Annotated in this window: 22 protein-coding genes and 3 tRNA genes; 14 read left to right on the top strand and 11 right to left on the bottom strand. The window is 66.3% G+C overall.

What is annotated here, in order from left to right; translation table 11 throughout:
• The first annotated feature begins 57 nt into the window (after nt 1-57).
• From Q1V87_RS08870 to Q1V87_RS08855, 4 genes are read left to right on the top strand one after another with little or no spacing between them, the layout of a single operon-like run.
• The gene (locus tag Q1V87_RS08870) at nt 58-1,314 is read left to right on the top strand and encodes an MFS transporter (RefSeq protein WP_300591795.1); all 1,257 of its coding nucleotides are present in this window, start codon (nt 58-60) and stop codon (nt 1,312-1,314) included.
• A gap of 9 nt (nt 1,315-1,323) precedes the next feature.
• The gene (gene nucS / locus Q1V87_RS08865; RefSeq protein ID WP_292712724.1) at nt 1,324-2,019 is read left to right on the top strand and encodes an endonuclease NucS; all 696 of its coding nucleotides are present in this window, start codon (nt 1,324-1,326) and stop codon (nt 2,017-2,019) included.
• Between the two features lie 49 nt (nt 2,020-2,068).
• Entirely contained in the window at nt 2,069-2,740 is a 672-nt protein-coding gene (locus Q1V87_RS08860; RefSeq protein ID WP_292712723.1) for an HAD hydrolase-like protein, read from the top strand.
• A gap of 18 nt (nt 2,741-2,758) precedes the next feature.
• Entirely contained in the window at nt 2,759-4,843 is a 2,085-nt protein-coding gene (locus Q1V87_RS08855; RefSeq protein WP_300591792.1) for a bifunctional lysylphosphatidylglycerol flippase/synthetase MprF, read from the top strand.
• Between the two features lie 167 nt (nt 4,844-5,010).
• Here the strand turns inward: Q1V87_RS08855 and Q1V87_RS08850 are convergent, their stop codons facing one another.
• Both Q1V87_RS08850 and Q1V87_RS08845 read right to left on the bottom strand, forming a co-directional pair.
• Nucleotides 5,011-5,583: a hypothetical protein gene (locus Q1V87_RS08850; RefSeq protein WP_300591790.1), complete on the bottom strand. Its 573-nt coding sequence runs from the start codon at nt 5,581-5,583 to the stop codon at nt 5,011-5,013.
• A gap of 56 nt (nt 5,584-5,639) precedes the next feature.
• A tRNA-Leu gene (locus tag Q1V87_RS08845) sits at nt 5,640-5,723 on the bottom strand.
• Nucleotides 5,724-5,874: 151 nt separating this feature from the next.
• Between Q1V87_RS08845 and Q1V87_RS08840 the strand changes: the two genes are divergently transcribed.
• The 7 genes from Q1V87_RS08840 (at nt 5,875) to pknB (ending at nt 14,722) form a co-directional block, all read left to right on the top strand.
• Nucleotides 5,875-6,612 carry a DUF3662 and FHA domain-containing protein gene (locus Q1V87_RS08840; protein WP_300591788.1) on the top strand — a complete coding sequence of 246 codons (738 nt, stop codon included), beginning with the start codon at nt 5,875-5,877 and terminating at the stop codon, nt 6,610-6,612.
• Nucleotides 6,609-7,127 (top strand): FHA domain-containing protein, encoded by a 519-nt coding sequence (locus tag Q1V87_RS08835; RefSeq protein ID WP_300591786.1) that lies wholly within the window; start codon nt 6,609-6,611, stop codon nt 7,125-7,127. The genes Q1V87_RS08840 and Q1V87_RS08835 overlap by 4 nt, the downstream gene beginning before the upstream one ends.
• Before the next feature lie 13 nt (nt 7,128-7,140).
• Entirely contained in the window at nt 7,141-8,382 is a 1,242-nt protein-coding gene (locus Q1V87_RS08830; RefSeq protein WP_300591784.1) for a PP2C family serine/threonine-protein phosphatase, read from the top strand.
• A 10-nt stretch (nt 8,383-8,392) separates the two neighbouring features.
• Nucleotides 8,393-9,781 carry an FtsW/RodA/SpoVE family cell cycle protein gene (locus Q1V87_RS08825; protein ID WP_300591813.1) on the top strand — a complete coding sequence of 463 codons (1,389 nt, stop codon included), beginning with the start codon at nt 8,393-8,395 and terminating at the stop codon, nt 9,779-9,781.
• Between the two features lie 16 nt (nt 9,782-9,797).
• Nucleotides 9,798-11,252 (top strand): penicillin-binding protein 2, encoded by a 1,455-nt coding sequence (locus Q1V87_RS08820; protein WP_300591782.1) that lies wholly within the window; start codon nt 9,798-9,800, stop codon nt 11,250-11,252.
• Nucleotides 11,249-12,958, top strand: a complete 1,710-nt coding sequence (locus Q1V87_RS08815; protein ID WP_300591780.1) for a serine/threonine-protein kinase — start codon at nt 11,249-11,251, stop codon at nt 12,956-12,958. Before Q1V87_RS08820 ends, Q1V87_RS08815 begins: the two co-directional genes overlap by 4 nt.
• Nucleotides 12,959-13,021: 63 nt before the next feature.
• Nucleotides 13,022-14,722 carry a Stk1 family PASTA domain-containing Ser/Thr kinase gene (gene pknB, locus Q1V87_RS08810; protein WP_300591778.1) on the top strand — a complete coding sequence of 567 codons (1,701 nt, stop codon included), beginning with the start codon at nt 13,022-13,024 and terminating at the stop codon, nt 14,720-14,722.
• A 44-nt stretch (nt 14,723-14,766) separates the two neighbouring features.
• Here the strand turns inward: pknB and Q1V87_RS08805 are convergent, their stop codons facing one another.
• From Q1V87_RS08805 to Q1V87_RS08795, 3 genes are read right to left on the bottom strand one after another with little or no spacing between them, the layout of a single operon-like run.
• Nucleotides 14,767-15,429 (bottom strand): aminodeoxychorismate/anthranilate synthase component II, encoded by a 663-nt coding sequence (locus tag Q1V87_RS08805; RefSeq protein WP_300591776.1) that lies wholly within the window; start codon nt 15,427-15,429, stop codon nt 14,767-14,769.
• Complete coding sequence (locus tag Q1V87_RS08800; protein ID WP_300591774.1) at nt 15,426-15,581, bottom strand: hypothetical protein; 156 nt, start codon at nt 15,579-15,581, stop codon at nt 15,426-15,428. Before Q1V87_RS08800 ends, Q1V87_RS08805 begins: the two co-directional genes overlap by 4 nt.
• Nucleotides 15,581-16,378, bottom strand: coding sequence for a class E sortase (locus Q1V87_RS08795; protein WP_300591772.1), 798 nt, complete (start codon nt 16,376-16,378; stop codon nt 15,581-15,583). The genes Q1V87_RS08800 and Q1V87_RS08795 overlap by 1 nt, the downstream gene beginning before the upstream one ends.
• A 114-nt stretch (nt 16,379-16,492) precedes the next feature.
• On the opposite strand from Q1V87_RS08795, the gene Q1V87_RS08790 reads away from it, so the two are divergent.
• Nucleotides 16,493-16,732, top strand: a complete 240-nt coding sequence (locus Q1V87_RS08790; RefSeq protein ID WP_300591769.1) for a cell division protein CrgA — start codon at nt 16,493-16,495, stop codon at nt 16,730-16,732.
• A 72-nt stretch (nt 16,733-16,804) separates the two neighbouring features.
• Here the strand turns inward: Q1V87_RS08790 and Q1V87_RS08785 are convergent, their stop codons facing one another.
• Complete coding sequence (locus Q1V87_RS08785) at nt 16,805-17,668, bottom strand: rhomboid family intramembrane serine protease (protein ID WP_300591768.1); 864 nt, start codon at nt 17,666-17,668, stop codon at nt 16,805-16,807.
• An 18-nt stretch (nt 17,669-17,686) separates the two neighbouring features.
• Nucleotides 17,687-18,259, bottom strand: a complete 573-nt coding sequence (locus Q1V87_RS08780) for a peptidylprolyl isomerase (RefSeq protein ID WP_300591766.1) — start codon at nt 18,257-18,259, stop codon at nt 17,687-17,689.
• Between the two features lie 94 nt (nt 18,260-18,353).
• Between Q1V87_RS08780 and Q1V87_RS08775 the strand changes: the two genes are divergently transcribed.
• Nucleotides 18,354-18,938 carry a DNA helicase gene (locus Q1V87_RS08775; protein ID WP_292712694.1) on the top strand — a complete coding sequence of 195 codons (585 nt, stop codon included), beginning with the start codon at nt 18,354-18,356 and terminating at the stop codon, nt 18,936-18,938.
• Nucleotides 18,939-19,001: 63 nt separating this feature from the next.
• Here Q1V87_RS08775 and Q1V87_RS08770 read toward each other — a convergent pair whose 3' ends face one another.
• Both Q1V87_RS08770 and Q1V87_RS08765 read right to left on the bottom strand, forming a co-directional pair.
• Nucleotides 19,002-19,439 carry an NUDIX hydrolase gene (locus tag Q1V87_RS08770; RefSeq protein WP_300591764.1) on the bottom strand — a complete coding sequence of 146 codons (438 nt, stop codon included), beginning with the start codon at nt 19,437-19,439 and terminating at the stop codon, nt 19,002-19,004.
• Nucleotides 19,440-19,443: 4 nt separating this feature from the next.
• Nucleotides 19,444-20,799, bottom strand: a complete 1,356-nt coding sequence (locus Q1V87_RS08765) for an NtaA/DmoA family FMN-dependent monooxygenase (RefSeq protein WP_300591762.1) — start codon at nt 20,797-20,799, stop codon at nt 19,444-19,446.
• Between the two features lie 214 nt (nt 20,800-21,013).
• Here Q1V87_RS08765 and Q1V87_RS08760 point away from each other — a divergent pair, with 214 nt between their 5' ends.
• A complete protein-coding gene (locus Q1V87_RS08760; protein WP_300591760.1) occupies nt 21,014-22,420 on the top strand; it encodes an SIR2 family protein in 1,407 nt (468 codons plus the stop codon).
• A gap of 407 nt (nt 22,421-22,827) precedes the next feature.
• On the opposite strand, the gene Q1V87_RS08755 is transcribed toward Q1V87_RS08760, so the two are convergent.
• Nucleotides 22,828-22,900, bottom strand: a tRNA-Ala gene (locus tag Q1V87_RS08755).
• Between the two features lie 10 nt (nt 22,901-22,910).
• A tRNA-Ile gene (locus Q1V87_RS08750) sits at nt 22,911-22,984 on the bottom strand.
• Nucleotides 22,985-23,051 lie beyond the last annotated feature (67 nt).

Below are 23,051 nucleotides of genomic sequence, written 5' to 3'. Positions count from 1 at the left end.
GCACACGCAGTTCCCCGTGAGATGGTGCGCCTCGAAACGATTCGATACACTCGACCGGTGGATACCGCTCTCTCTCGCGCTCAGATCGTCCGGTGGCGCACCGCGGTCTTCACCATCTTCTTCCTCAGTGGGCTGAGCGTGGCAACGTGGGCTGCGCGGGTGCCGGCGATCAAGGCGACGCTCGGCGTCGACAACATCCAGATCGGCTTCATGCTGCTGGGCGCCGGTATGGCCTCGATCATCGGTCTGTCCCTGGCATCCGTCGTTCTCGCGCGGTTCGGTGCTCGCCGAAGCATGCTCGGCGCCATCCTCACCTTCTCGGTCGGTGTCGCGCTCGTCGGAATCGGCGTCGACGTCGCGAACTCGTACATTCTCGTGATCGTCGGTCTCGCTCTGTTCGGCCTGGGCAACGGATCCGTCGACGTCATGATGAACGTCGAGGGTGCTGCGATCGAGAAGACGATCGGCAAGACGATCCTTCCCCTCTTCCACGCGTTCTTCAGCTTCGGAACCGTCGCCGGCGCGGGGCTTGGAGCCCTCGCTATCGCGATGAACCTCAACGTCCTGACGCACACCGCGGTGATCGCCGGCCTGCTCGTGCTGACCGGTCTCTGGGCGAGCGCCAACGTGCCGGCCCGGGAGATCGCGATGGACCCGGATACCGACCCGGAGCCGGCTCAGAAGCCGCGCATGCGAGAACGCCTTGGAATCGCCCTGTCAGCGTGGAAGGAACCCCGCACCTACACGCTCGGGATCATCATGCTCGGGATGGCGTTCGCCGAGGGCGGTGCCAACGACTGGCTCGCGCTCGGCGTCGTGGACGGCCACGGCGCGAGCGAAGCGCTGGGGGCCATCGGGCTTGCCGTGTTCTCGGTCAGCATGACCGTCGTCCGGGTTTTCGGCGGGCCTCTCGTCGACCGCTTCGGCCGCGTTGCCACGTTGCGCGTTCTCTCGGTGCTCGCGGCATCCGGCCTGCTGCTGTTCATCCTCGCGCCGAATGTCCCGCTCATCTTCGTCGGGGCGGCGCTCTGGGGCGCGGGTACCTCGCTCGGCTTCCCACTCGGGATGTCGGCAGCCGCCGACGACCCCGCGAAGGCTGCGGCGCGCGTGAGCGCGGCGGCGACGATCGGTTACGTCGCGTTCCTGTGCGGCCCGCCGATCCTCGGGTTCATCAGCTTCCACATCGGCGTGCTCAACACGCTGTACATCTTGGTCGCCCTCGCGATCGCCTCGGGGCTCGCGTCGGGCGCTGCCCGTCCGCTCCCGGTACCTGCCGCCGTTCCCGCGGGCGGCGAGCGGACTGAGGGCCGTTAGGCTCGACGGGTGCGTCTTGTCATCGCCCGCTGCACCGTCGATTACACCGGCCGACTGAACGCGCATCTCGCGCTCGCGACCAGGCTCCTGGTGCACAAGGGCGACGGGTCCCTGCTCGTGCACTCGGACGGCGGCTCCTACAAGCCCCTGAACTGGATGAGCCCGCCCTGCTCGCTGGTCGTGGAAGAGCCGGATGCCGAAGCCGCCGACGTCGGCGTCATCGAGCAGTGGCGCGTCACGCATGCGAAGACCGGCGACGCCCTCCTCGTGCGGATCTACGAGGTCGTGCACGACTCCACGCACGAACTCGGCATCGACCCGGGCCTGGTGAAAGACGGCGTCGAAGCAGACCTCCAGCGTCTCCTTGCCGAGCAGGTCGACGTCATCGGCGACGGCCTGAGCCTCGTGCGTCGCGAGTATCCCACGGCGATCGGTCCCGTCGACCTGTTGCTGCGCAACCCCGACGGCGGCACGATCGCTGTCGAGGTCAAGCGGCGGGGTGACATCGATGGCGTCGAACAGCTCACGCGCTACCTCGAGCTTCTCGGTCGCGACCCGCACCTGGCACCGGTGACCGGAGTCTTCGCCGCCCAGGAGATCAAGCCGCAAGCGCGCGTGCTGGCGACAGACCGCGGCATCCGGTGCGTCACCCTCGACTACGAAGGAATGAAGGGCATCGAGTCCGGCGCGCCCCGCCTGTTCTAGTCGGCCCTCCGGCGACTGCCACCCCGCTGGGTTCCCCTAGCGTGGAGTCATGCGATCCCCCTGGACCTGTGTGCTGTGGGATGTCGACGGTACCGTCGTCGACGCCTCCGACGGCATCCTTCGTCGACTGACCACGACCCTCGAGCACTTCGGCTACCCCGCACCGACCCGGGCCGAGCTCGTCCACTGGATCGGTCCACCCATGTTCGAGTCCTTCCAGGTGAACCTCGGCATGACGCCGGAGCAGTCGACGGATGCCGTGGCGTACTACCGCGCCCTCAGTAAGGCCGACGGCTACACGACCGGTGCACGGTTGTTCGACGGGATCGGAGAACTCATCGCCGATCTCGACAGCGCCGGCATCCCGCAGGCCACCGCCAGCTCGAAGCCGGAGAACCAGGTCATCGCCCTCATGGAGCACTTCGCCCTATCGCCGCACCTGCGTGCGATCACCGGCGCCACCCCGGACGAGCGGACGCTGAGCGCGAAGGCCGACATCGTCGCTGAAGCACTGCGGAGACTGCGGGCGGTGGGTGTGGACACGTCGCGACCCGTGCTCATCGGAGACCGTCACCACGATGTCGACGGAGGCGCCGCTAACGATGTCCCCGTGATCTTCGTGCGGTGGGGTTTCAGTTGGCCGCACGAATCCGAGGGTGCGCAGGCGACGGTCGATGACGTCGCGTCGCTGCGCGGATTGCTCCTGGCACCGACAGAATAGGTGCGCAGGAGGGCGACGATGACCGACACCGCAGCGACCGAGACTCCCGCGCGCCGGGCGTCCGGGTTCGGGATCCGAACCGCGGTGTCACGGATGCCGGCCACGATCGTGTTCGTGCTCACGCTGCTCGCTGTGGGCATCATCTCGCAGGGGCTGTGGCGATCGTTCAAGCACAACCCGCTCTTCGCGGAGGTCGCATACGGACTGCCGGCGTTCCTCGAGGGTAGATGGTGGACGCCGATCACGGGAACGTTCTTCGTCGTGCATCCGTGGGTCTACGCCATCACTCTCGCGAGCTTCATCGGCATGGGCTACCTCGAGTGGCGCCGCGGGACGCGAGTTGCCCTCGCGTACTACACGGTGGGGCAGCTGTTCGCGATCTTCGCCAGCGCACTGGCCATCTGGCTCCTCGCCTTCACTGCCTGGCCCTGGGCGCAGCGCGAGGCACTCGCCCTGGACGTCGGCCCCTCCGGCGGCACCATGGCCTGCCTGGCGGCCGCGGCTACGCTCCTCCCCTCCCCGTGGCGCTCACGTGCGTGGCTGGTGCTGCTCGGCGGTAGCGCGGTGGCGCTGCTCTATTGGGGCTCGCTGGCGGATGTCGTGCACGCGTTCGCGATTCTGCTCGTTCTGGTCGTGGCCCGGCCGCTACGCCTTCGCCGCGTGAGCGTTCAAGAGCAGCGATTCGTCGCTTTGGTCGCTGTCCTCGCGCTGGCAGCGATCGAAACGCTGACCTCGATCGTTCCGACCGATGGGCCCTTCGGCCGGACCGAGCTCGGCGGCGGATCCTGGATCGACACGGCGATCGACGTCATCATCCTGCTTCTGGTGGCCAGGGGCCTCTTTCGCGGTCGACGCTGGGCATGGGTCATCGCCGTCATCCTCGCAAGCATCAACGTTGTGCTCGGCATCCTGGTCGTCGCCCTGTACGTCAGCTTCCCTGCCGCCGACCTCACGTGGGACGGCGACCCGTCGGTCACCGTCGCGACGGCGGTGCTGTGGGGCATCCTGCTCGTCTACCTGGCCTGGGTGCGCGGAGCATTCCGCGGGCGACGGCGAGCCAAGTTGGGCCTCAGCCCCATCCCCACGGTCGGTGAGGTCCGCGAGATGCTGCACGCTTTCGGCGGCGGCACCCTCTCGTGGATGACGACCTGGGAGGGGCTGTCGTACGCCCGCACGAGGTCGGGAATCGTCGCCTACCAGAGGCGCTCGGGAGTCGCCCTCGTGCTCGCCGACCCTCTGGGGCCGCCGGAGAGCCGCGCAGAATCGGTGCACGAGTTCGTCTCGACGGCAGAGAGCGCGGGACTCATCCCCTGCTTCTTCTCGGCGGATGAAGCTACCCGCGCGCTCGTGCCGGAGGGCTGGCGCAGCCTCATCGTCGCTGACGACACGATCGTCGACCTCGCAGGGCTCGAGTTCACGGGCAAGCGGTGGGCTGCGGTTCGCACCTCACTGAACCGCGCGAGCCGCGAAGAGATGACGTTCCGGATGACGCGCCTGGCCGACGAGCCGTGGGGCATCCAGCAGCAGTTGCGTGCCATCTCGGACATGTGGGTCGGCGACAAGGGACTGCCCGAGATGGGCTTCACCCTGGGCACGCTGCACGAGGCCGCCGACCCCGAAGTGCGGCTCGCCCTGGCGATCTCACCGCACGGCGACGTCGACGGGTTCCTCTCGTGGCTGCCCGTCTACGGCAAGGGTCGGATCGAAGGGTGGACCCTCGACCTCATGCGCCGCCGCGAGGGCGGGTTCGGGCCGGTGATGGAGTTTCTCATCGGCTCGTCGGCACGGTTCTTCGCCGACGAGGGGGCGCGAATGCTTTCCCTCTCAGGAGCTCCCCTCACGCACGACTATCCGCCGGACGCGGGGATGATCGCCGACATCACCGAGCGGCTCGCCGACATGCTGGAGCCGGTGTACGGCTTCCGATCGCTGCACCGGTTCAAGGAGAAGTTCCATCCCCGCTACGAGTCGCTGTACCTGCTGTATCGAGACGAGGCCGACCTGGCTCGGATCGGAATGGCGTTGACCCGAGCCTTCCTCCCCGACGCGTCGCTGCGTCAGCTCGCAGGATCGAGTCGAGAACTCCTCCGCAGCGGGCGCTGAACACCAGCCCATCGAACACGGTGCCATCGAACGCCCGGGCCGAGCAGCGCTCCAGACCCGGGCGTCGACGGATCCCCCCGGATAGATCGCGCCAAAGCGCGACAAGCCACACTCTATCGACACCGCAACGGCGCGGGTACTAGGGCTGGATGAGTTCTCCGGCCCACTCAGGACGCCGCGAGGAAGACGGCGTCACCGCCGGTGTTGAGCACCGTCCACACGCCGCCGTCGATCTCCTCGGCCGGGACGCTCACAGCGACGTTTGCCGACAAGTCCTCGGCCGGCGGATACACCGTTCCGATCGACCAGAGCTGGTTCGGCACGTCGGCGGCGGCGTTCTCGAACAGCTCGTAGCTACGTCCGCTCGCCCCGATATAGCGAACGACCAGCGACGCCCAGGGGTCGATCCCGAGGGTGTCGGCATCCGCGGGATCCTGACCTGCCTCCGCCAGCTGATCACGGATCGCATCCCAGTCGATGAGGATGCGCATCGGTAGCACGACATACCCGTCGCCGACCTCGGTCGCCGCTGTCGCACCCACCGACCATGCCGACCCGTCGGAGAGTCGAATGGTCTCACCGACCGCGAGCGGGTTGGCGCGGGTTCCCGGCGCCGCCTCGGCGCTCTCACTGACCGACGGCGTCGGGCTCGGATCGGGTGTCGACTCTGCGGTACACCCTGTCAGCGCGATGCCCACGATCGTGAGTGCGGCCAGGGCCGCGGCAGGCTGGAATCTCATGACGCCTCGAGTCGGGTAGGACGAAAAGAAGGCCCCTCTCGGGACCTTCTCTCCTGTGCGCGAGGGGGGAGTTGAACCCCCACGCCCTTTCGGGCACTGGCACCTGAAGCCAGCGCGTCTGCCTATTCCGCCACTCGCGCGAACCGCGGCGAACCGCGGATCAACTTCCCGAGGATATCACGACAGATCAGCGCGTCGAGCCCCGTATCAGCGCTCCGGCGAGGTCGTCCATCGCCTGTTCAGAGTCTCCAACTAGCATGGTCCCACCGCTCTGCCTGCCTGAGGAGATCCGTGGGACTACTTGACAGCTTCGAGAAGGGGCTCGAACGTGCCGTGAACGGCGCGTTCGCGAAGACCTTCCGTAGCGGGATCCAACCCGTCGAGATCGCCTCCGCCCTGCGCAGCGAGCTCGACAAGAAGGCTGCCGTGGTGGCCCGCGACCGGATCCTCGCCCCGAACACCTTCACCGTCCGGCTGGCACCCGCCGACGACGAGCGGATGCAGGCGATCGGTCAACCGCTCGTCGACGAACTGGCCGAGCTCGTCACGAAGCACGCGCGAGCGCAGGGATATACCTTCGCCGGCCCGGTGTCGGTGACCATTCGCCGAGACATTGCCCTCTCGACCGGAACGCTGCAGGTCGACTCATCGACCGCGCAGGGGTCGGTGTCGTGGCGCGGTGTTCTGGACATCGCCGGCCAGCGGCATCCGCTCGTGAAGGCCCGCACCGTGATCGGCCGCGGTAGCGACGCAGACATCACGCTCGCGGATGCCGGCACGAGCCGCCGTCACGTCGAGGTGCTGTGGGACGGCGAGCGCGCGATGGTGCGCGATCTCGGGTCGACCAATGGCACACTGCTGAACGGTCGCAAGATCAGCGAGTCGCCCCTGCCGCCGGACTCAACCATCACGATCGGCCGCACCGACATGGTGTTCCGTATCGTCGCGCAGGCCTCCGCGCCGGCACGACAGCCGGCATCCGATGCCACACGGGCTTTCGACGTGTTCGACGGGGGCGGGCGCGCATGAGCGAGCTGACACTTCTGCTGCTGCAGATCGGGTTCCTGCTGCTGTTGTGGTTCTTCGTGTTCGCCGTCGTCTATGCCCTGCGCGCCGACGTGTTCGGCGTGCGGGTGCGACGGATGCCGGAAGCTGCAGCGCCGGTCGGACCTGTTCGCCGCGAGACGGCACCGGTCGCACCCGCTGCAGCGACCGCGCCCTCCGGAGATGCCGGGGGACCCGCGACGAAAGACACCGTCTCGCGCATCGTGATCACGAGCGGCCCCAAGGCCGGTCTCGAGCTCCCCCTGGGAACCGAGCCCCTCACGATCGGGCGCTCCAGCGAGTCGGGCCTGGTCATCCGTGACGATTACACCTCGAGCCACCACGCCCGGCTCCTGCTCTGGGGAGAGCAGTGGATGCTGCAGGACCTCGATTCGACAAACGGCACGTGGCATGACGGCGCGCGTGTGAGCGCGCCGGTCGAGGTGAAGATCGGCGCCCCGATCAAGGTCGGCGCCACGACCTTCGAACTGCGGAAGTGACGGCCGACCCGTAATGGTCTTCGAAGGATCCAGCGCGGCGCTGTCGCACACCGGCAAGGTGCGATCGAACAACCAGGATTCCGGGTACGCCGGATCCAACCTGTTCATCGTCGCCGACGGGATGGGCGGCCACGCCGGCGGTGACGTGGCTTCGAGCATCGCGATCGCGCAACTCGCGGACCTCGACCGCCCGTTCGAGTCGCCCGCGGCAGCCGAACGGGCACTCGGTGAGGCGATCACCGACGCCGCGGCTGCCCTCATCAACACCGTCGCCGCGCGCCCAGAACTTGCCGGCATGGGAACGACGGTCAGCGCCCTCGCGATGGTCGACGACTACGCCGTCATCGCCCACATCGGCGACTCGCGCGTGTATCTGTACCGCGACGGAGCACTAACGCAGATCACCACCGACCACACGTTCGTCCAGCGTCTTGTGGATTCGGGTCGCATCACCCCCGAGGAAGCGCGCTACCACCCGCGTCGCTCGGTACTGATGCGCGTGCTCGGCGACATGTCGCCGAACCCCGAGATCGACACGTTCGTCATGCCGACTCAGCCCGGCGACCGTTGGCTCCTGTGCTCCGACGGACTGTGCGGCGTCGTCCCCGACACGCAGACGGCCAAGGCGCTCGGGGCAGATCTTGCTCCGGCCCGCACCGCTGACGCTCTGCTGAAGATGGCCCTGGATGCCGGAGCTCCCGACAACGTCACGATCGTGCTTGTGGATGTCGGGGGGCGGCATCCGCTGTTCTCGGGAACCCCGACGGTTGTCGGTTCGGCGTCCAACCCCGCCGGCATCGACATTCCTGCCGCCCGCAGCTCCCGTACGAGCTGGCTGCACCCCGCAAGGCAGGCAGCCAACGATCCCACGCACTTCGAGCCGGCGCCCGAGTTCCTTGAAGAGCTCATCGAGGAGGACCGGCGCCGCTCGCGTCGTCGCAGACTCGCCTGGATCGCGGGCTTCGTGATCGTGCTCGCGATGATCGGCGTCGCGCTCTTCGGCGCCTACCAGTGGACGCAGACGCGCTTCTTCGTCGGCGCCGACGACGACACCGTCGTGATCTACCGCGGCATCCAACAGAACATCGGTCCGATCTCGCTCTCGACCCCGTACGAAGACACCGGCATCCTGCTCGCCGATCTGCAGTCCTTCGACCGCGCAACCGTGGAGCGTACGATCTCGGCACGTTCCCTCGCCGACGCGCGGGCCATCGTCGACAGGCTCGACTCCCGGGCGGAGGTGCCCAGTGGCTGATCCCGCCATCATGCGCGAACCGGCGTCGGAGATCGCGGCCGATACGGCTGTCGTCCGCGCGCTCAAGAGGTTGCGGACCCCGCAGAAGCAGCGCAACCGCGAACTCGGCCTGCTGCTGTTCGCGCTCGTGCTCTCCCTCGGTGCGCTCGTACTCGTGCAGCTCGGCGTCATGGGCGAGATCGCGCCCGGCTACCTCATCGCCTTCGGTGGACTGTTCACCACGGTGATCGCCGTCCACATCGCGCTGCGCGTCTGGGCGCGCGACGCCGACCCGTTCGTCGTGCCGATCGCGACGCTGCTCACGGGACTCGGAATCGCGATGATCTACCGCATCGATCTCGCGATCGGTGACGAGGGGTGGGATGCGGCGTCCGTCCGCCAGCTCGCGTGGGCGGGGATCGCGATCCTCGGATGCCTCGCCGTCGTGATCACGCTGCGCAACTACCGCGTCCTGTTCCGGTACACCTACATCTTCGGGTTCGCCGGTATCGCGCTGCTCCTGCTTCCGATCGTGCCGGGCCTGGGAACCGACGCGAACGCCGACGTCTGGGTGTCGCTGGGGATCTTCTCGTTCCAGCCCGGCGAGCTCGCCAAGATCTCGCTGGCGATCTTCTTCGCCGGTTACCTCGTGCGCACCCGCGAGAGCCTGAGCTCTGTCGGCACCCGGTTCCTCGGCATGACGTGGCCGCGAGCGCGCGAGCTCGGCCCCCTCCTCGTACTGTGGCTGATTTCGCTCGGCATCATCGTGCTGCAGCGCGACCTCGGCACCGGACTGCTGCTGTTCGGGATGTTCGTGGCGATGCTGTACGTGGCCACCGGAAAGACCTCCTGGGTCGTCATCGGTCTGGTGCTTGCCGGCATCGGCGCCTACCTCGCATCGCGGGTCCTGCCCTACGTCGGTGGTCGTTTCGACAACTGGCTCGATCCCTTCAACGTCGAGCGCATCGACGCCACCGGCGGCAGCTACCAACTCGTGCAGGGAATCTACGGTCTCGCCCACGGCGGGCTCATCGGCACCGGGCTCGGGCAAGGTCGCCCCTACATCACGCCGCTATCGCAGAGCGACTACATCCTGCCGAGCCTGGGAGAGGAACTCGGTCTTGCCGGTGTCTTCGCGATCCTGCTGCTGTACATGGTGTTCGTTGCCCGCGGCATCCGGATCGGTGTCGCCGGTCAAGACGACTTCGGCAAGCTCCTCGCAACCGGCCTGGCCTTCACGATCGCCCTCCAGGTGTTCATCATGGTCGGCGGCGTGACCCGGATCATCCCCGTTACGGGGCTGACGACACCGTTCCTGGCAGCGGGCGGATCCTCGCTCGTTGCCAACTGGATCATCGTGGCACTGCTGCTGCGCATCTCAGATGCCGTCCGCAGCCGTCCCCGTGCGGTGATCGGATGACGGGGGTGATGGCACGATGACCAAGGAATTGCGCCGGCTCAGCATCCTGATGCTGATGATGTTCCTCGCGCTATTGGCCTCCACCACGTGGATCCAGGGAATCCAGTCGGCAGACCTCGCTGACTACCCGCAGAACAAACGCGCCCTCTACGACTCCTACGAGGTGCAGCGCGGGTCCATCATCGCGAGCGGCTCGGCGATCGCATCATCCGTTCCCTCGAGCGACGTCTTCAGCTGGCAGCGCGTCTACGTCGACCCCGACATGTGGGCCCCCGTGACCGGCGTGATCCCTGTCGTCGGGCAGGCCACCGGCATCGAGCAGGCGATGAACGACGAGCTCAGCGGCACCGCGAGCTCACAGTTCCTCTCCCGCATCGAACAGATCCTCACCGGACAGCCGCCGCGTGGCTCCAATGTCGTGCTCTCGTTGGATGCCGACATCCAGCGTGCCGCCTATGAGGCGCTCGGCGACCTGCAGGGCGCGGTCATCGCCATCGAACCCGACACCGGTCGTGTCCTCGCGATGGTCACGAGCCCCAGCTACGACACGAACCTGCTCGTGTCGCACGATACGGCTCAGGTCGAGGATGACTACGCTGCCCTGCTCGCGGATCCGTTCAACCCGCTCTACAACCGCGCCATCGCGGGAGATCTCAACCCGCCCGGTTCGACATTCAAGGTCGTGGTCGTCGCCGCGGCTCTCGCGTCCGGTCAGTACACGCCCGATTCCCAGATTCCGAACCCCGCCATCTGGCAGCTGCCGCAGTCTTCCAACACGATCCGCAACGATACGGGCGGGACATGCGGCGCTGGCGAGACGGTGTCGATCGCCGACGCGCTGCGCCTGAGCTGCAACATCCCGATGGCTCAGCTTGCTGTGGAGCTCGGCGACGAGGCGATCCGTCAGCAGGCCGAGAAGTTCGGATTCAACCTCTCGTTCAGCATCCCCCTGGACTCGACTCCGTCGAGCTACCCCCGCGGGCTCGATGCCCCCCAGACGGCTCTCACCGGCTTCGGCCAGGGACAGGTGACCGCGACACCGCTGCAGATGGCGATGGTCTCTGCCGGAATCGCCAACGGCGGGATCGTCATGAACCCCCGGATGGTCGATCAGGTCATCGGCCCGGACCTGTCGGTGCAGCAGACGTTCGAGAACAGCGTCTTCGGTGAGGCACTGAGTCCCGAGATGAACGAGGAGATGGTCGCCATGATGGTCGCGAATGTCGAAAACGGCGCCGCCTCGAATGCAAGAATAGAGGGCGTCGACGTGGCCGGTAAGACGGGTACGGCGGAGAACGGACCCGACAAGCCGTACACCCTCTGGTTCACCGGGTTCGCGCCTGCCGACGATCCCGAGGTGGCAGTGGCAGTCGTCGTGGAGAACGGTGGCGGAATGGGTCAGTCGGGATACGGGGGCCTCATCGCGGCCCCTATCGCGAAGAAGGTCATGGAGGCGGTGCTGAACAAATGAGACCGACGCAGGGTGTGACCTTCGGAGGCCGTTACGAGCTGGATTCGCGGATCGCGATCGGCGGCATGGGCGAGGTCTGGGAAGCAACAGACCACGTCATCGGACGGACGGTTGCCATCAAGATCCTCAAAGACGAGTACATGGGCGACCCCGGCTTCCTGGAGCGCTTCCGCGCCGAGGCCCGGCACGCTGCCCTCGTCAACCATGAGGGCATCGCCAGCGTCTTCGACTACGGCGAAGAGAATGGCAGCGCGTTCCTGGTGATGGAACTCGTGCCAGGTGAGGCTCTCTCGACCATCCTCGAGCGGGACGGTTCACTGTCGACCGATAAGACGCTCGACATCATCGCCCAGACCTCGGCAGCCCTGCAGGCGGCACACGCCGCCGGTCTCGTGCACCGTGACATCAAGCCTGGGAACCTGCTGATCACCCCGGACGGCCGCGTCAAGATCACCGACTTCGGTATCGCGCGCATCGCCGACCAGGTTCCCCTGACTGCCACTGGTCAGGTCATGGGAACTGTGCAGTACCTCTCGCCCGAGCAAGCATCCGGTCACCCGGCATCCCCCGCTACCGACATCTACTCGCTCGGCATCGTCGCCTACGAATGCCTGGCAGGCAAGCGCCCGTTCACCGGCGAGTCGCAGGTCGCGATCGCGATGGCCCAGATCAACGAGCAGCCGCCACCGCTGCCGCCGACCGTCGCTGTGCCGGTACAGAACCTCGTCATGGCGATGATCGCCAAGAAGCCCGAGGACCGCCCCGCCACCGCCGCTGCCGTCGCTCGCGCCGCAACGGCGCTTCGCCGCGGCGACGTCGCCGCGGCAGCAGAAGCGATTCCCGCGATCGCCACGGGAGCCATCGCCGCCGACGATGCAACAGCCCTGCTGACGTCCGCCGCGACATCCGCCGAGACCCGGCTGATGCCTGCTCCGGAGACCCCGGCCGAAGAGCCCGCGCCGCGCAAGCGCAGCCCGTGGACCTGGCCACTCGTTGCGCTCATCGTGCTGCTGGTTCTTGTTCTCGGCGGCACGATCTGGGCTCTCGTTGCCAACCAGCAGCCGGCGCCTGAGCCCACGAACTCGTCGTCGGCACCGTCTCCCAGCGCATCGACACCGACGCCCTCGCCCAGCGAGACGCGCATCAACATCGACGCCCTGAACCTGGTGGGCATGCAGTGCGAGCAGGCAGTGCAGACTGCGAAGGATGCAGGTGTGCTCGAGGTCGTCACCGACACGGGTACTCCGGCTCCGGATGACTCGCAGGTCGGTGTCGTCTGGCAGGTCAACCCGACCGGCAACATCGAGCCGACGAAGGCGCTCACGATCTCGTGCTACGGCCAGGTCACCCCCATCGGCGGACCGAGCAACCCGCCCGCTATCCAGGGTGGTGCGCCCGCCGTCGCCGGCTCGACCGTCACCCTCACGTGGGACAGCTTCACCTGCCCGACCGGGACCGGGACGCTCAGTGGCTACACCGTCACTCTGCAGAACGCGGTCTTCACCGTCGACGGCACCTCGCAGCGCACGTTCGCCCCGAACGACCGTGAGGAGGCGATCCTCATCGCCAACGCCGCGGGTCAGACTCTGACGGCGTCCTATACGGCACTGTGCAGCGGGTCCGAACAGCGAACCTCGGATGCCTCGCCGAAGATGCAGGTTCAGATCCAGCCCGCCTCGACCCCCAACCCGACGAACACGCCCTGACCGGGGGTTCACAGGAAGCGCTCGACTAGGCTGAGGAGACTGGCTCAGTCAGGGAGGGGTAGTGTGACCGACGATTCTCGCGTGCTGTCGGGCCGCTACCGGATCGACGAGTCGATCGGCCGCGGCGGCATGGCGTCGGTGTATCGCGGATACGATCTGACGCTCGGCCGTGACGTCGCGATCAAGGTCCTCAATCCCGAGCTCGCTCGGGATGCCGGGTTCCGGACGCGCTTCCGTCTAGAGGCACAGGCTGCGTCGCGGATGTCGCACCCCACCATCGTGCGCGTGTTCGACGCCGGCGAAGAGACCGAGTCCCTTCCCGACGGGACGACCCAGCCCGTGCCGTACATCGTCATGGAACTGGTGACGGGGCGACTGCTGAAGGACGTGATCGAGGACGGTCCTCTCGAGGCCGACCGTGCGGTCGCCTACGCCGACGGCATCCTTGAGGCTCTCGAGTACTCGCACCGGGCGGGCGTCGTGCACCGCGATATCAAGCCCGGCAACGTCATGGTCACCGCCGACGATCACATCAAGGTGATGGACTTCGGTATCGCTCGCGCGGTTTCGGATTCATCGTCAACCGTTGCCGAGACCACCGCCATCCTCGGCACTGCCGCCTACTTCTCACCCGAGCAGGCGAAGGGCGAACCGGTCGACGCCCGTGCCGACCTGTATTCCACAGGTGTCGTGCTCTATGAGATGTTGACCGGCCGCGCGCCGTTTCGGGGCGAGTCCTCGGTTGCCGTCGCGTACCAACACGTCAGCGAGACCCCGCTCACACCGTCGGAGATCAACGAAGAGATCCCGCGTGCGTTGGATGCCGTCGTGCTTCGCGCTCTCGCGAAGGATCCCTACCAGCGTTACCAAGACGCGGCATCCTTTCGAGCCGCACTGACTCATGCCCTGACCGGCAAGGCGCCCTCGCGCCGGCAGTTGGGAACGCTGACCAGCGAGCTCTACGGCCCCAACCCGCGGCAGGCCGCGGAGACCGCTCGGTCGCTCCGGCAGCTTTCGACCGACACGACGATGCGACGCACACAGTCAGGTCCCCCGGTCGCGTGGGTCTGGGCGGGCGTCGCGATCCTCGCCGTGTTGCTGATCTCGGTGCTGTTCTGGGTGCTCACCATTCCGCGCGGCGGCGAGAGCGTACCCAGCAACTCGCGGATCGTCCCCGACGTGACCGGCATGACCTACGAACGGGCCGCGGAGGAACTGATCGCGAACGATCTGGTTCCCGTGCGCGTCGAAGAGCCAAGCGTCGCGGTGGCCGAGGGAAACGTCATCAGGACAGAGCCCGGCACGGATGTCTCGGTCGAGGTGAACCAGGAAATCAAGGTCTACGTTTCGACGGGGCAAGAGCTCGTGGCTGTGCCGGCTCTCACGGGCCTGACCCAGGAGACTGCCGCGCAGGCCCTCGAGCAGGTCGGTCTGAAGGTGGGCACTGTCACTTCGCGTAACGACCCCGCCCTCGACGCCGGAATCGTCATCGCTGCGGATCCGGCAGGAGGCGACGAGGTGGCAGTCGGCAGCAGCGTCGATCTCGTCGTTGCGACGGGACGTGTTCTGATCAACGACGTCACCGGCTACACCGTCGAGGCAGCAACGCGGGAACTCGAAGCCCCCGACACCCAGTTGACGGTCGAAACGCAGGAAGACACGTCGTGCCCCGCGACCACCCCGCCCGTCGTCATCGCCCAGTCACTCGCGCCCGGTGAGGTGCCCGTACGCTCGACAATCACGTTGACCTACTGCTCCGGCTGACCCTCCACTCTCACGAACTCTGACCTCGGATGACGAGGCCAGACTCACACGCCAGCGGCGACGTGTGGTCGAAGCATGCCCGATCGTTCGACGGCATCCGGGTAGCCGACCTTCACCAGCCAGTTCGCCAACAGCCGGTAGCCGCCCTCGGTGAGCACGCTCTCGGGATGGAACTGCACACCCCACAGCGGCGCGTCGCGGTGGGCGACTCCCATCACGATCCCGCTGTCGGTGCGGGCGGTGACCACAAGGCTCTCAGGGATTGTGTCGGGATCAACCGACAGTGAGTGATACCGGTTGGCGATGAACGGCGACGGGATGCCGGAAAACAGCATCGACGCGTCGTGAGTCACCGGCGACGTGACGCCGTGGAAGAGTTCCGGGGCGACGGTCACCCGGGCACCCAGCGCCTCGGCTATCACTTGGTGCCCGAGGCACACGCCGAGCATGGGAGCACGCTGCTCGACAGCCTCCCGAACGAGATGCTTCGATGCCGCAGTGTCGGCGGGACGCCCGGGCCCGGGAGAGACGAGGATGCCGGCGTGATCACCGACGAGCCGCGGAACGGCATCCGCGGTGATCTGGTCTGCCTCGACCATCACGGTCGTGGCGCCCAACTCGTGCAGGTACCCCACGAGGGTGTGGACGAAGCTGTCGTGGTTGTCGACCACAAGTACCGGGCCGAGGGTCGGCGAATCGGCGGTCACCCGACTGTCGCGTCCTGCGGAGTGGTCAGTTCACTGATCCAGGGGAAGACGTAGAAGACCAGGCCGTACAGAACAGCGGCGGCCATCACCGTCAGGATCGCGGCCTTCACCCACCACGGGCCGGGTAGCACGTGCCACAGTGCTGCGTACATCAGGCGATTCCTTCCGTGAGGGATGCCGGCGGGCCCGCATCCCTCGGAGTGAACGATTCGAACACGCCATACGCGACGATCCGCTCCGTCATGCTCCAGCGCGGACTGCAGCTGGTCATCGTGATGTAGGCGTCGCCGGCAGTGACATCCATCTGCGGAACGGCGTCAAGCACCGATGTTTCGGTCGGCTTCACGTACTCGAGAGTGCGGAACCTGTAGGTGTACCACCCGGCCTCGGTTTCGACGACGATCGCGTCGTCGATGCGCAGCGTCTCGATGTCGGAGAACGGCTTTCCGTAGGTTGTGCGGTGGCCGGCAACGGCGAAGTTCCCGGCCTCTCCCGGCATCTGGGTGCCGGGGTAATGGCCGATCCCGATGGGGTCGAGTGTTCGTGCGCGTGTCACACCGCCGGCGATCGTGACGCTGTAGTCCGGCCCCCAGCGGGGCACCCGCATGATGGCGAAGGCTTGCGCGTCGTCGGGCTGGCCAAGAACGGGAATGGGGACCTCGGCCTCGGTCGTCGCTGTCGGATCCGGCGAGGCGGACGCATCCGGCGTGGGAGATGCCGTCTCAGCTGCCTGCTCCCACTGCTGCGACAACTCGCTGCCGGCGGCGTTCTTCTGCGCGCCCTGGATCACGTCCCCGAGCCACAGCTGCCACCCGACGTACAGGAATGCCAGCACACCCAGGGTGATGAGCAGTTCCCCGATCACACCAAGGACACTCACCCGGCGGCGGCGCTTCGCTGGGCGACGCGATCGGCGGGTCGGGTGCGGCACTTCCTCCGCATCAGCCACGCGTATCCCCTCTCGTCTGAGTCCTCGCCCCGGCCCAGATCACCGGGCGCCGTACATCACCGGCGATTCTATTCGTCTCCTGCTGGAGGAGCCCTGGCAGTTAGACTTGTGCGCATGGCACGCCAGAGCAACGACGACGACCCGATCGTCGAGAGCAGTAGCGCGGATTCCGCACCGAACCCGGTTTGGTTCAAGCCGGTGATGATCGGACTCATGCTGCTCGGACTGGTGTGGGTGCTCGTCTTCTACATCAGCGGCATGCAGTACCCGATTCCCGGGATCGACGCGTGGAACCTGGTCATCGGTTTCGGGATCGCCTTCGTCGGCTTCCTGATGACCACACGCTGGCGCTAGCCGTACGGATTCGCCCCCACCGAATTACACGGCTGTGATTCATCCCCAGGTGTGGATGAATCTGTGGATGGATTACACGTAGAACACCGCGGGGATCGCGAGCAGGGCGAGCAGCCCGACACCGATCGCCACGAGCAGTCCGATTTGCAGCGGCTGCCGAGCGCGCGTACGCGTACGTGCAAAGACGAGCCCGATGACTGCGCCAACGACCAGACCGCCAACGTGCGCCTGCCAGGCGATGTTGTAGCCGGGAACGAACCCGATCACGAGGTTGATGCCGAGCACGATCAGGATGCCGGTGATGTTCGCCCCGATGTGCCGCCCGATCACGAGCAGAGCGCCGAGGAGTCCGAACACCGCGCCGGAGGCTCCGACCACCCAGGTCCCGGGCGCAATCAACGCGACGCCCACCGATCCGCCGAGGCCAGAGAGCAGGTAGAGCGCGACAAATCTGCCATGGCCGAGCAGCGGCTCCAGCGACCGCCCGATCATCCAGAGCGCGAGCATGTTCAATCCGATGTGGAAGAAGCTCGAGTGCAGGAAGATCGCCGTGAACAGCCGCCACGGCTCGAACGCGATAGACGGGATCACGTAGGCGCTGTTGAAGGCGAACATGCCCTCGATTGCGGGGATGAGCAACTGCAGCACGAACACCGCTGCGGTGATCACGATGATGGCGTACGTCGCGGTAGGTCGCTGCGTCCCGACCGCCATCGGCGCCCTCGACCAGCGACGCTCGGCCTTCTTCTGCGCGCTCGTCTGGGTCGCGCGTTGCTCTCGCATGCACTCCGGGCAGATGACTCCGACCGCGGCCTGCGTCTGACACTCCGGACAGATGGTGCGCATGCAGCGCTGGCACAGCACGAAACTCTGTCGGTCAGGGTGCCGGTAGCAGAAGTTGTCCCGGTTGCTGCGGAACGCGTCGGACGTCGTCACGGCAGATGCCGACTCCCGTCAGACCGAAGCGATGTCGATCGACGAAATGACGACAGGCTCGATCGGGCGATCGCCAGGCCCCGTCGCGACGGCGCTGATGGCGTCGACGACACGGCGAGACTCGTCATCCGCCACCTCACCGAAGATCGTGTGCTTGCCCTGCAACCACTCGGGACCACGACCGCCCTGGCCGGGAACCGTGATGAAGAACTGGGAGCCGTTCGTCCCCTCGGGCTGGCCGGTGATCGCGTTGCGGCGCAGGCCCGCGTTGGCCATCGCGAGCTGGTAGGGCTCGGTGAAGGTCAGCTCGGGGCTGATCTCGTCGTTGAAGTTGTATCCCGGACCTCCCGTACCGACGCCGAGCGGGTCGCCGCCCTGAATCATGAAGCCTTCGATGATGCGGTGGAAGATGACATCCGTGTAGAGCGCGCCCTCGCCCGGCTTGCCGGTGGCCGGATGCGTCCACTCACGGCTTCCGTCGGAGAGACCGACGAAGTTCTGGACGGTGCGCGGGGCCTGGTCCCCGAACAGGTTGACGACGATGTCGCCGTGGTTGGTGTGGATCGTGGCGACCGCGGTGTGCTGAGGCATGCGGCCATTCTTTCAGAGTTCGCCGTGAACACTTCCCGTCTGCGGCTCACATGGCAAGATGGGAAGACCACGTCGACACGACAGGGAGGGCCCCGTGAGCCTCAGCCGCAAGCGCAAGAAGGAACTCCGCAAGCTCCAGAAGCACGCGAACGACATTTGGGAGTCGCAGCAGGTGCTGGTCGGCGAAGCCGCTGACATCGCCCGGGAAGCCGGTCGGCAGCTGGGCAACTACGGCCGCGAGCAGGTCGTTCCCCAGGTCCAGGAGGCCTACGGCCGCTACGCCCAGCCATATGTGCAGCGCGGACTCGCCTCATCCAAGTCGTTCCTGACCAACCGCGCCATCCCCGCGACCGGAGCCGTCGTCGGTTCCGCGCTCTCGGCCTGGGACGCAGCAAACGAGACCCGCGCGAAGCTCGCCGCGGGCCGCGGACTGTCGGCGCCCGACGCCAAGAAGTACGCCAAGCTCGCCGACAAGTACGGCAAGGATGTCTCGAAGAAGCTGTCCAAGAGGCTTTCGGCGCTCGAGCCGCAGAAGCAGGGAATCGGTGCCGGTGGCGTCTTCGCCATCATCCTCGGTGTGATCGCCGCAGCCGGTGTGCTCTACGCCGCTTGGCAGACGCTGCGGGCTGACGACGAGCTGTGGGTTGCCGACGACCCGCTGCGCGCTCCCGACGCCTGATCCAGATCGGCTTTCACTGCGGCGCTCGGCTTCCGGGCGCCGCAGTCGTTTGTGCTGGCGCGCTCAGCGCGTGAAGGAGCCGAGTCCCGCCATCCGCAGGCCGATGTTCACGAGACTGACCCGCTTGAGCCTGCGCACCTGCGTCAGCGGAAACCATTCCGCGCGATCGGTCGTGCCGTCCGTCTCGTTGCGCAGCTCCCCGCCGGTGACGTGGGCGCGGTAGACGATGCGCAGTGCCTGCAACGGCAGGTCGGATCCGGGCACCAGGCGCCGGTGGGCGGGAATCACCCGCGAATGGATGCCGAGAAGTTCATCGAGCGCGACACGGTAACCGGTCTCTTCCTGAACTTCGCGCCGGGCTGCGGCATCCGGGCTCTCACCCGGCTCGAGACCACCGCCCGGAAGGGTCCATCCCGATGCGCCGCCCTCGTTCCAGTGCGCGAGCAGCATGCGTCGGTCGTCGTCGATGACGATCGAATACGCCGCGACCCGCAGATCCATGGATTCACGATACGGGAGCTGCCGGCTGCGTCTCCTGCATGCGGGACCGGAACGTCGCATCGGCGCGGTGCGGCGCGAGCCGCCCCCGCTCACGCAGGATCGGTAGGACGAGGTCTCCGAACGCCGCAACGTCCCGCGTTCCGAAGACCGGCTCGATGAGGAATCCGTCGAGTCCGGTGCGGGCAGCGAGCTCCTCAACGCCGTCCGCGACCTGGGTCGGGTCTCCGACAAGCCGGAAGCCCCGCGTGCCGCGCCCCCGCAGCTCGTCCAGGATTTCTCGGACCGTCGGGGCGGGCCTGTCGGCGCTGCCCAGGAATCGCTCGATGTTGCTGGTACCCATCTGTCCGATGGGCCCACCAGCGTCGAGCACCTGGTGCAGGGTCTGGTCTGGATCGAGGGTTCGCAGATCGATGCCGGTGTTTCCTGCATAGAGGGTCGCGACCACATCGTCGGTCTGCATCCGGTCGAATTCGTCGGCGAGCTCCCGTGCCTCGGCGGAGGTCTCGGCAACGATGGCGGTGAGCCCCGCCATCGTCACGAGCGGAGTGGTTCGCCCCGCTTCGCGCGCGCGACGGTGCAGGTCAGAGACCGCCGATGCCGTGTGGCTCGGTGTCGTCGCCTGCACGAAGACGCACTCGGTGTGGCGGGCAGCAAATGACCTTCCGGCTGGGGATGTTCCAGCCTGAAAGAGCAGCGGCGTGCGTTGCGGCGTGGGCGGGGCGCCGTAGTACCCGCGGGAGCGGTAGTGGTCACCGTCGTAGACCACGCGATGGATGCCGGACCGCTGCGCGTACACTCCGGACTCACGGTCGGCCACGAGCGCGTCGTCGCTCCAGGCATCCTCCCAGTACCGCCGTGCGAGCGAGACATACTCTTCGGCCATCGCGTATCGGGTGTCGTGGGCAACCATCTCGTCGTGGCCGAAGAGTTCGGCCACCGCGTTCTGCGATGCGCCGGTGACGATGTTCCAGCCGATCCTCCCTCCCGAGATCGCATCGAGCGTCGAGAAGCGGCGGGCAAGTTGCACCGGATGGTCAATGCCGGTGGTCGCGGTGACGACGAATCCGAGGTTGGATGTCTCACGCATGAGCACGGGCAGGAGCGTCGCCGGGTCGTAGCCCGAGAAGTTGATGCCGTGCGCGACGGCATCCGCGCTGATGTCATCGCCGACGATCGGGTAACCGTACCCGTCGGCGAAGAAGAGGAAGTCGAAGCCGGTGGCATCCATCACCTTCGCAAGGCGCACCCAGCGCTCGGGGTCGGCGAAGTCGATCGAGTCGCTGAGCGGATGCGGCCAGCTGAGCGTGCCACCCACTTGCGGGCCGTAGACCTCGAAGACCCCAAACCGCAGCGCCGACACGTTCGCTCCCTTCGCCGCGCACGCGCGTGTCGCGGTGACGCAACGCTACGCGCCGGCTGTTTCACGCACGTGACGCTGTGCAAGAGGCAGGAGTGCCTCGGGGGTTCGACAGATGAGTGCCAATCTCACGGTGAACGAGTTTCCCAGATCTTCGAGGGCCTCGGCCGTCGGTGTGGTGGTGCGGTATGTCTGGGGCCATCGATAACGTGAGATCGTGAGTGCACCCGACATCGACCGGAAGGTCATGGAGAGTTTCGCCGCGCTTACTGGTGACACCCATCTGACTGTCGTGCTTGGGGCGGGCGCGTCAGCACCCTCCGGTCTCCCGACTTGGGACGACTTCGCCACGCGAATCGCGGTTCTGAGCGGACTCGTGACGACCTCCACTGCAGCCAAGGTGCTGCTCAGCAAGCAAGATCCCATGATCGTGCTAGAGGCGGCGCACGCACGCTCTGGATCGAGCTGGGCCGCTCACCTAAATGAGGCGCTGTACGGCCGACCTCCTAGTAGCGCCGACCCCTCGCCGCTTCACCTTGCGGCAGCGGGTCACTTTGCTGCAATGCCGGGGGCAACCACGCTCGCCACCCTGAATTTCGACGATCTCTTGGAGTCGGCGGCGCTAACTAGCGGCGCACCTGTAGTAGTCATGGATACTGAGGGTCAAGCAGAGCCCGACGTGCCAACTGTTCACCATCTTCATGGGGCGGTGTTCGGCGGGAACGAGTACTCAGCTGTCGTTGGTTACAACGACTTCGCAGAGCTTGTCGCCGACCCTCACGCATGGCAACGACAGTTCTTGTCCTCGGCTCTCGCACGCGGCCCTCTACTCCTTGCCGGGACGTCCTACCGCGATCCGGACATCCGCCATTGGCTGCATCTCATTGTTCGCGACGAGAAGCCGAGATACCGTGCCCTAGTAACAATTGTGCGCGAGGGACTCGGTCTTGACCGTGAAACGTTCGAAACAATCGAGGATGCGCTCACCTCAGAGTGGGAGTCAATCGGTCTACAGGCACTAACCCTGCACGACCTCGCCGATGTAGCCCTCGTGATCCGAGAACTGAGGCACGCAGGGAGTGATAGCTACCTAACCCCGGCTGAGCGATCACGCCGCATATGGGACGCCCACACTCGGAGATTCGGAACACTTCAACGCGAGTATGTTGAGCAACTCGAAGCAGATGCAGAGATGATCGCGGCAGCGCTCGGCAGTCCCGCGTACCGGGCCACATTTTGGTTGGCCAATGCACGAGGCAAGCTCGCTCGATGGGCATCGGAGGGCACGTATTACGCCGGTGTGCGGCAGCTGAAGCTCGTGCCGACCGGACACGATAGTCCATGGATCGCGGGCGAGGCGATCGGATCCGAAGAGGTCAAGCTCAGGGACGTGGAGCGCGCCGCGGGTGTTAGTCCAACGTGGCGATCAGTATTGGCTATCCCCGTCTTTGCTGGTGACGGAACCCACCCCGACTTCGCAACGGGCGTCCTCACGTTTGGACTAGCTCAAACAACATCGGCGCTGCTTGCGCGCCAAGACGAGTGGATCAATGCTGCCTCCGAGTTGAGCGCAGCGTGGGGAACACGCATCAACGGTGTCGCGTTCTCGACGAAAGATAACTAGCCTGAGGAAAAGAGTAGGAGTCGCCCATGGCCGCCAAGAAGAGCACTGCCGCGCGTAACGCAAAGACGGGTTCCTACACTGTGCACGTGCCGAAAAGCGCCGCGACTGGAAAGTTCGTGTCGGAGTCCAGCGCCACGGGACGCATAGTAGTCCGTGGGTCTGCGAAGAAGGCATCCTAGTAAATCCGTGCGCTGCTTCGGCGCAAAGGGCTCAGCGACCCATTTCACCTCGCGGCAGCGCCCATGTTGTCCAACTAAGTTCGAGGTGCGAACGGATGGTGGCCCAACAACACGGACACTGAGCTTTCCTAGCGGGCGATCTGATCTACGACATAGATGCCCGCCGAGGCGGGAGTGATTCAGCACAACGCATCAGTCAAAGGATGCGCACGATCTATCAAAAATGCGTGGAGCCTAGGAGATTCGAACTCCTGACATCCTGCTTGCAAAGCAGGCGCTCTACCAACTGAGCTAAGGCCCCGGGGCTTGCGTGGGGCTACCAGGACTTGAACCTGGGACCTCTTCATTATCAGTGAAGCGCTCTAACCGCCTGAGCTATAGCCCCGATCGTGACGACGACTCGCGTCGTCAACCTCCAAGAGATTACCGGACGCGCCCGGTTTTCTCGAATC

Origin of the sequence: Microbacterium sp., assembly GCF_030149085.1 — a bacterium.
Taxonomy (GTDB): Bacteria; Actinomycetota; Actinomycetes; order Actinomycetales; family Microbacteriaceae; genus Microbacterium.
This window is presented reverse-complemented; position numbering and strand designations above follow the sequence as displayed.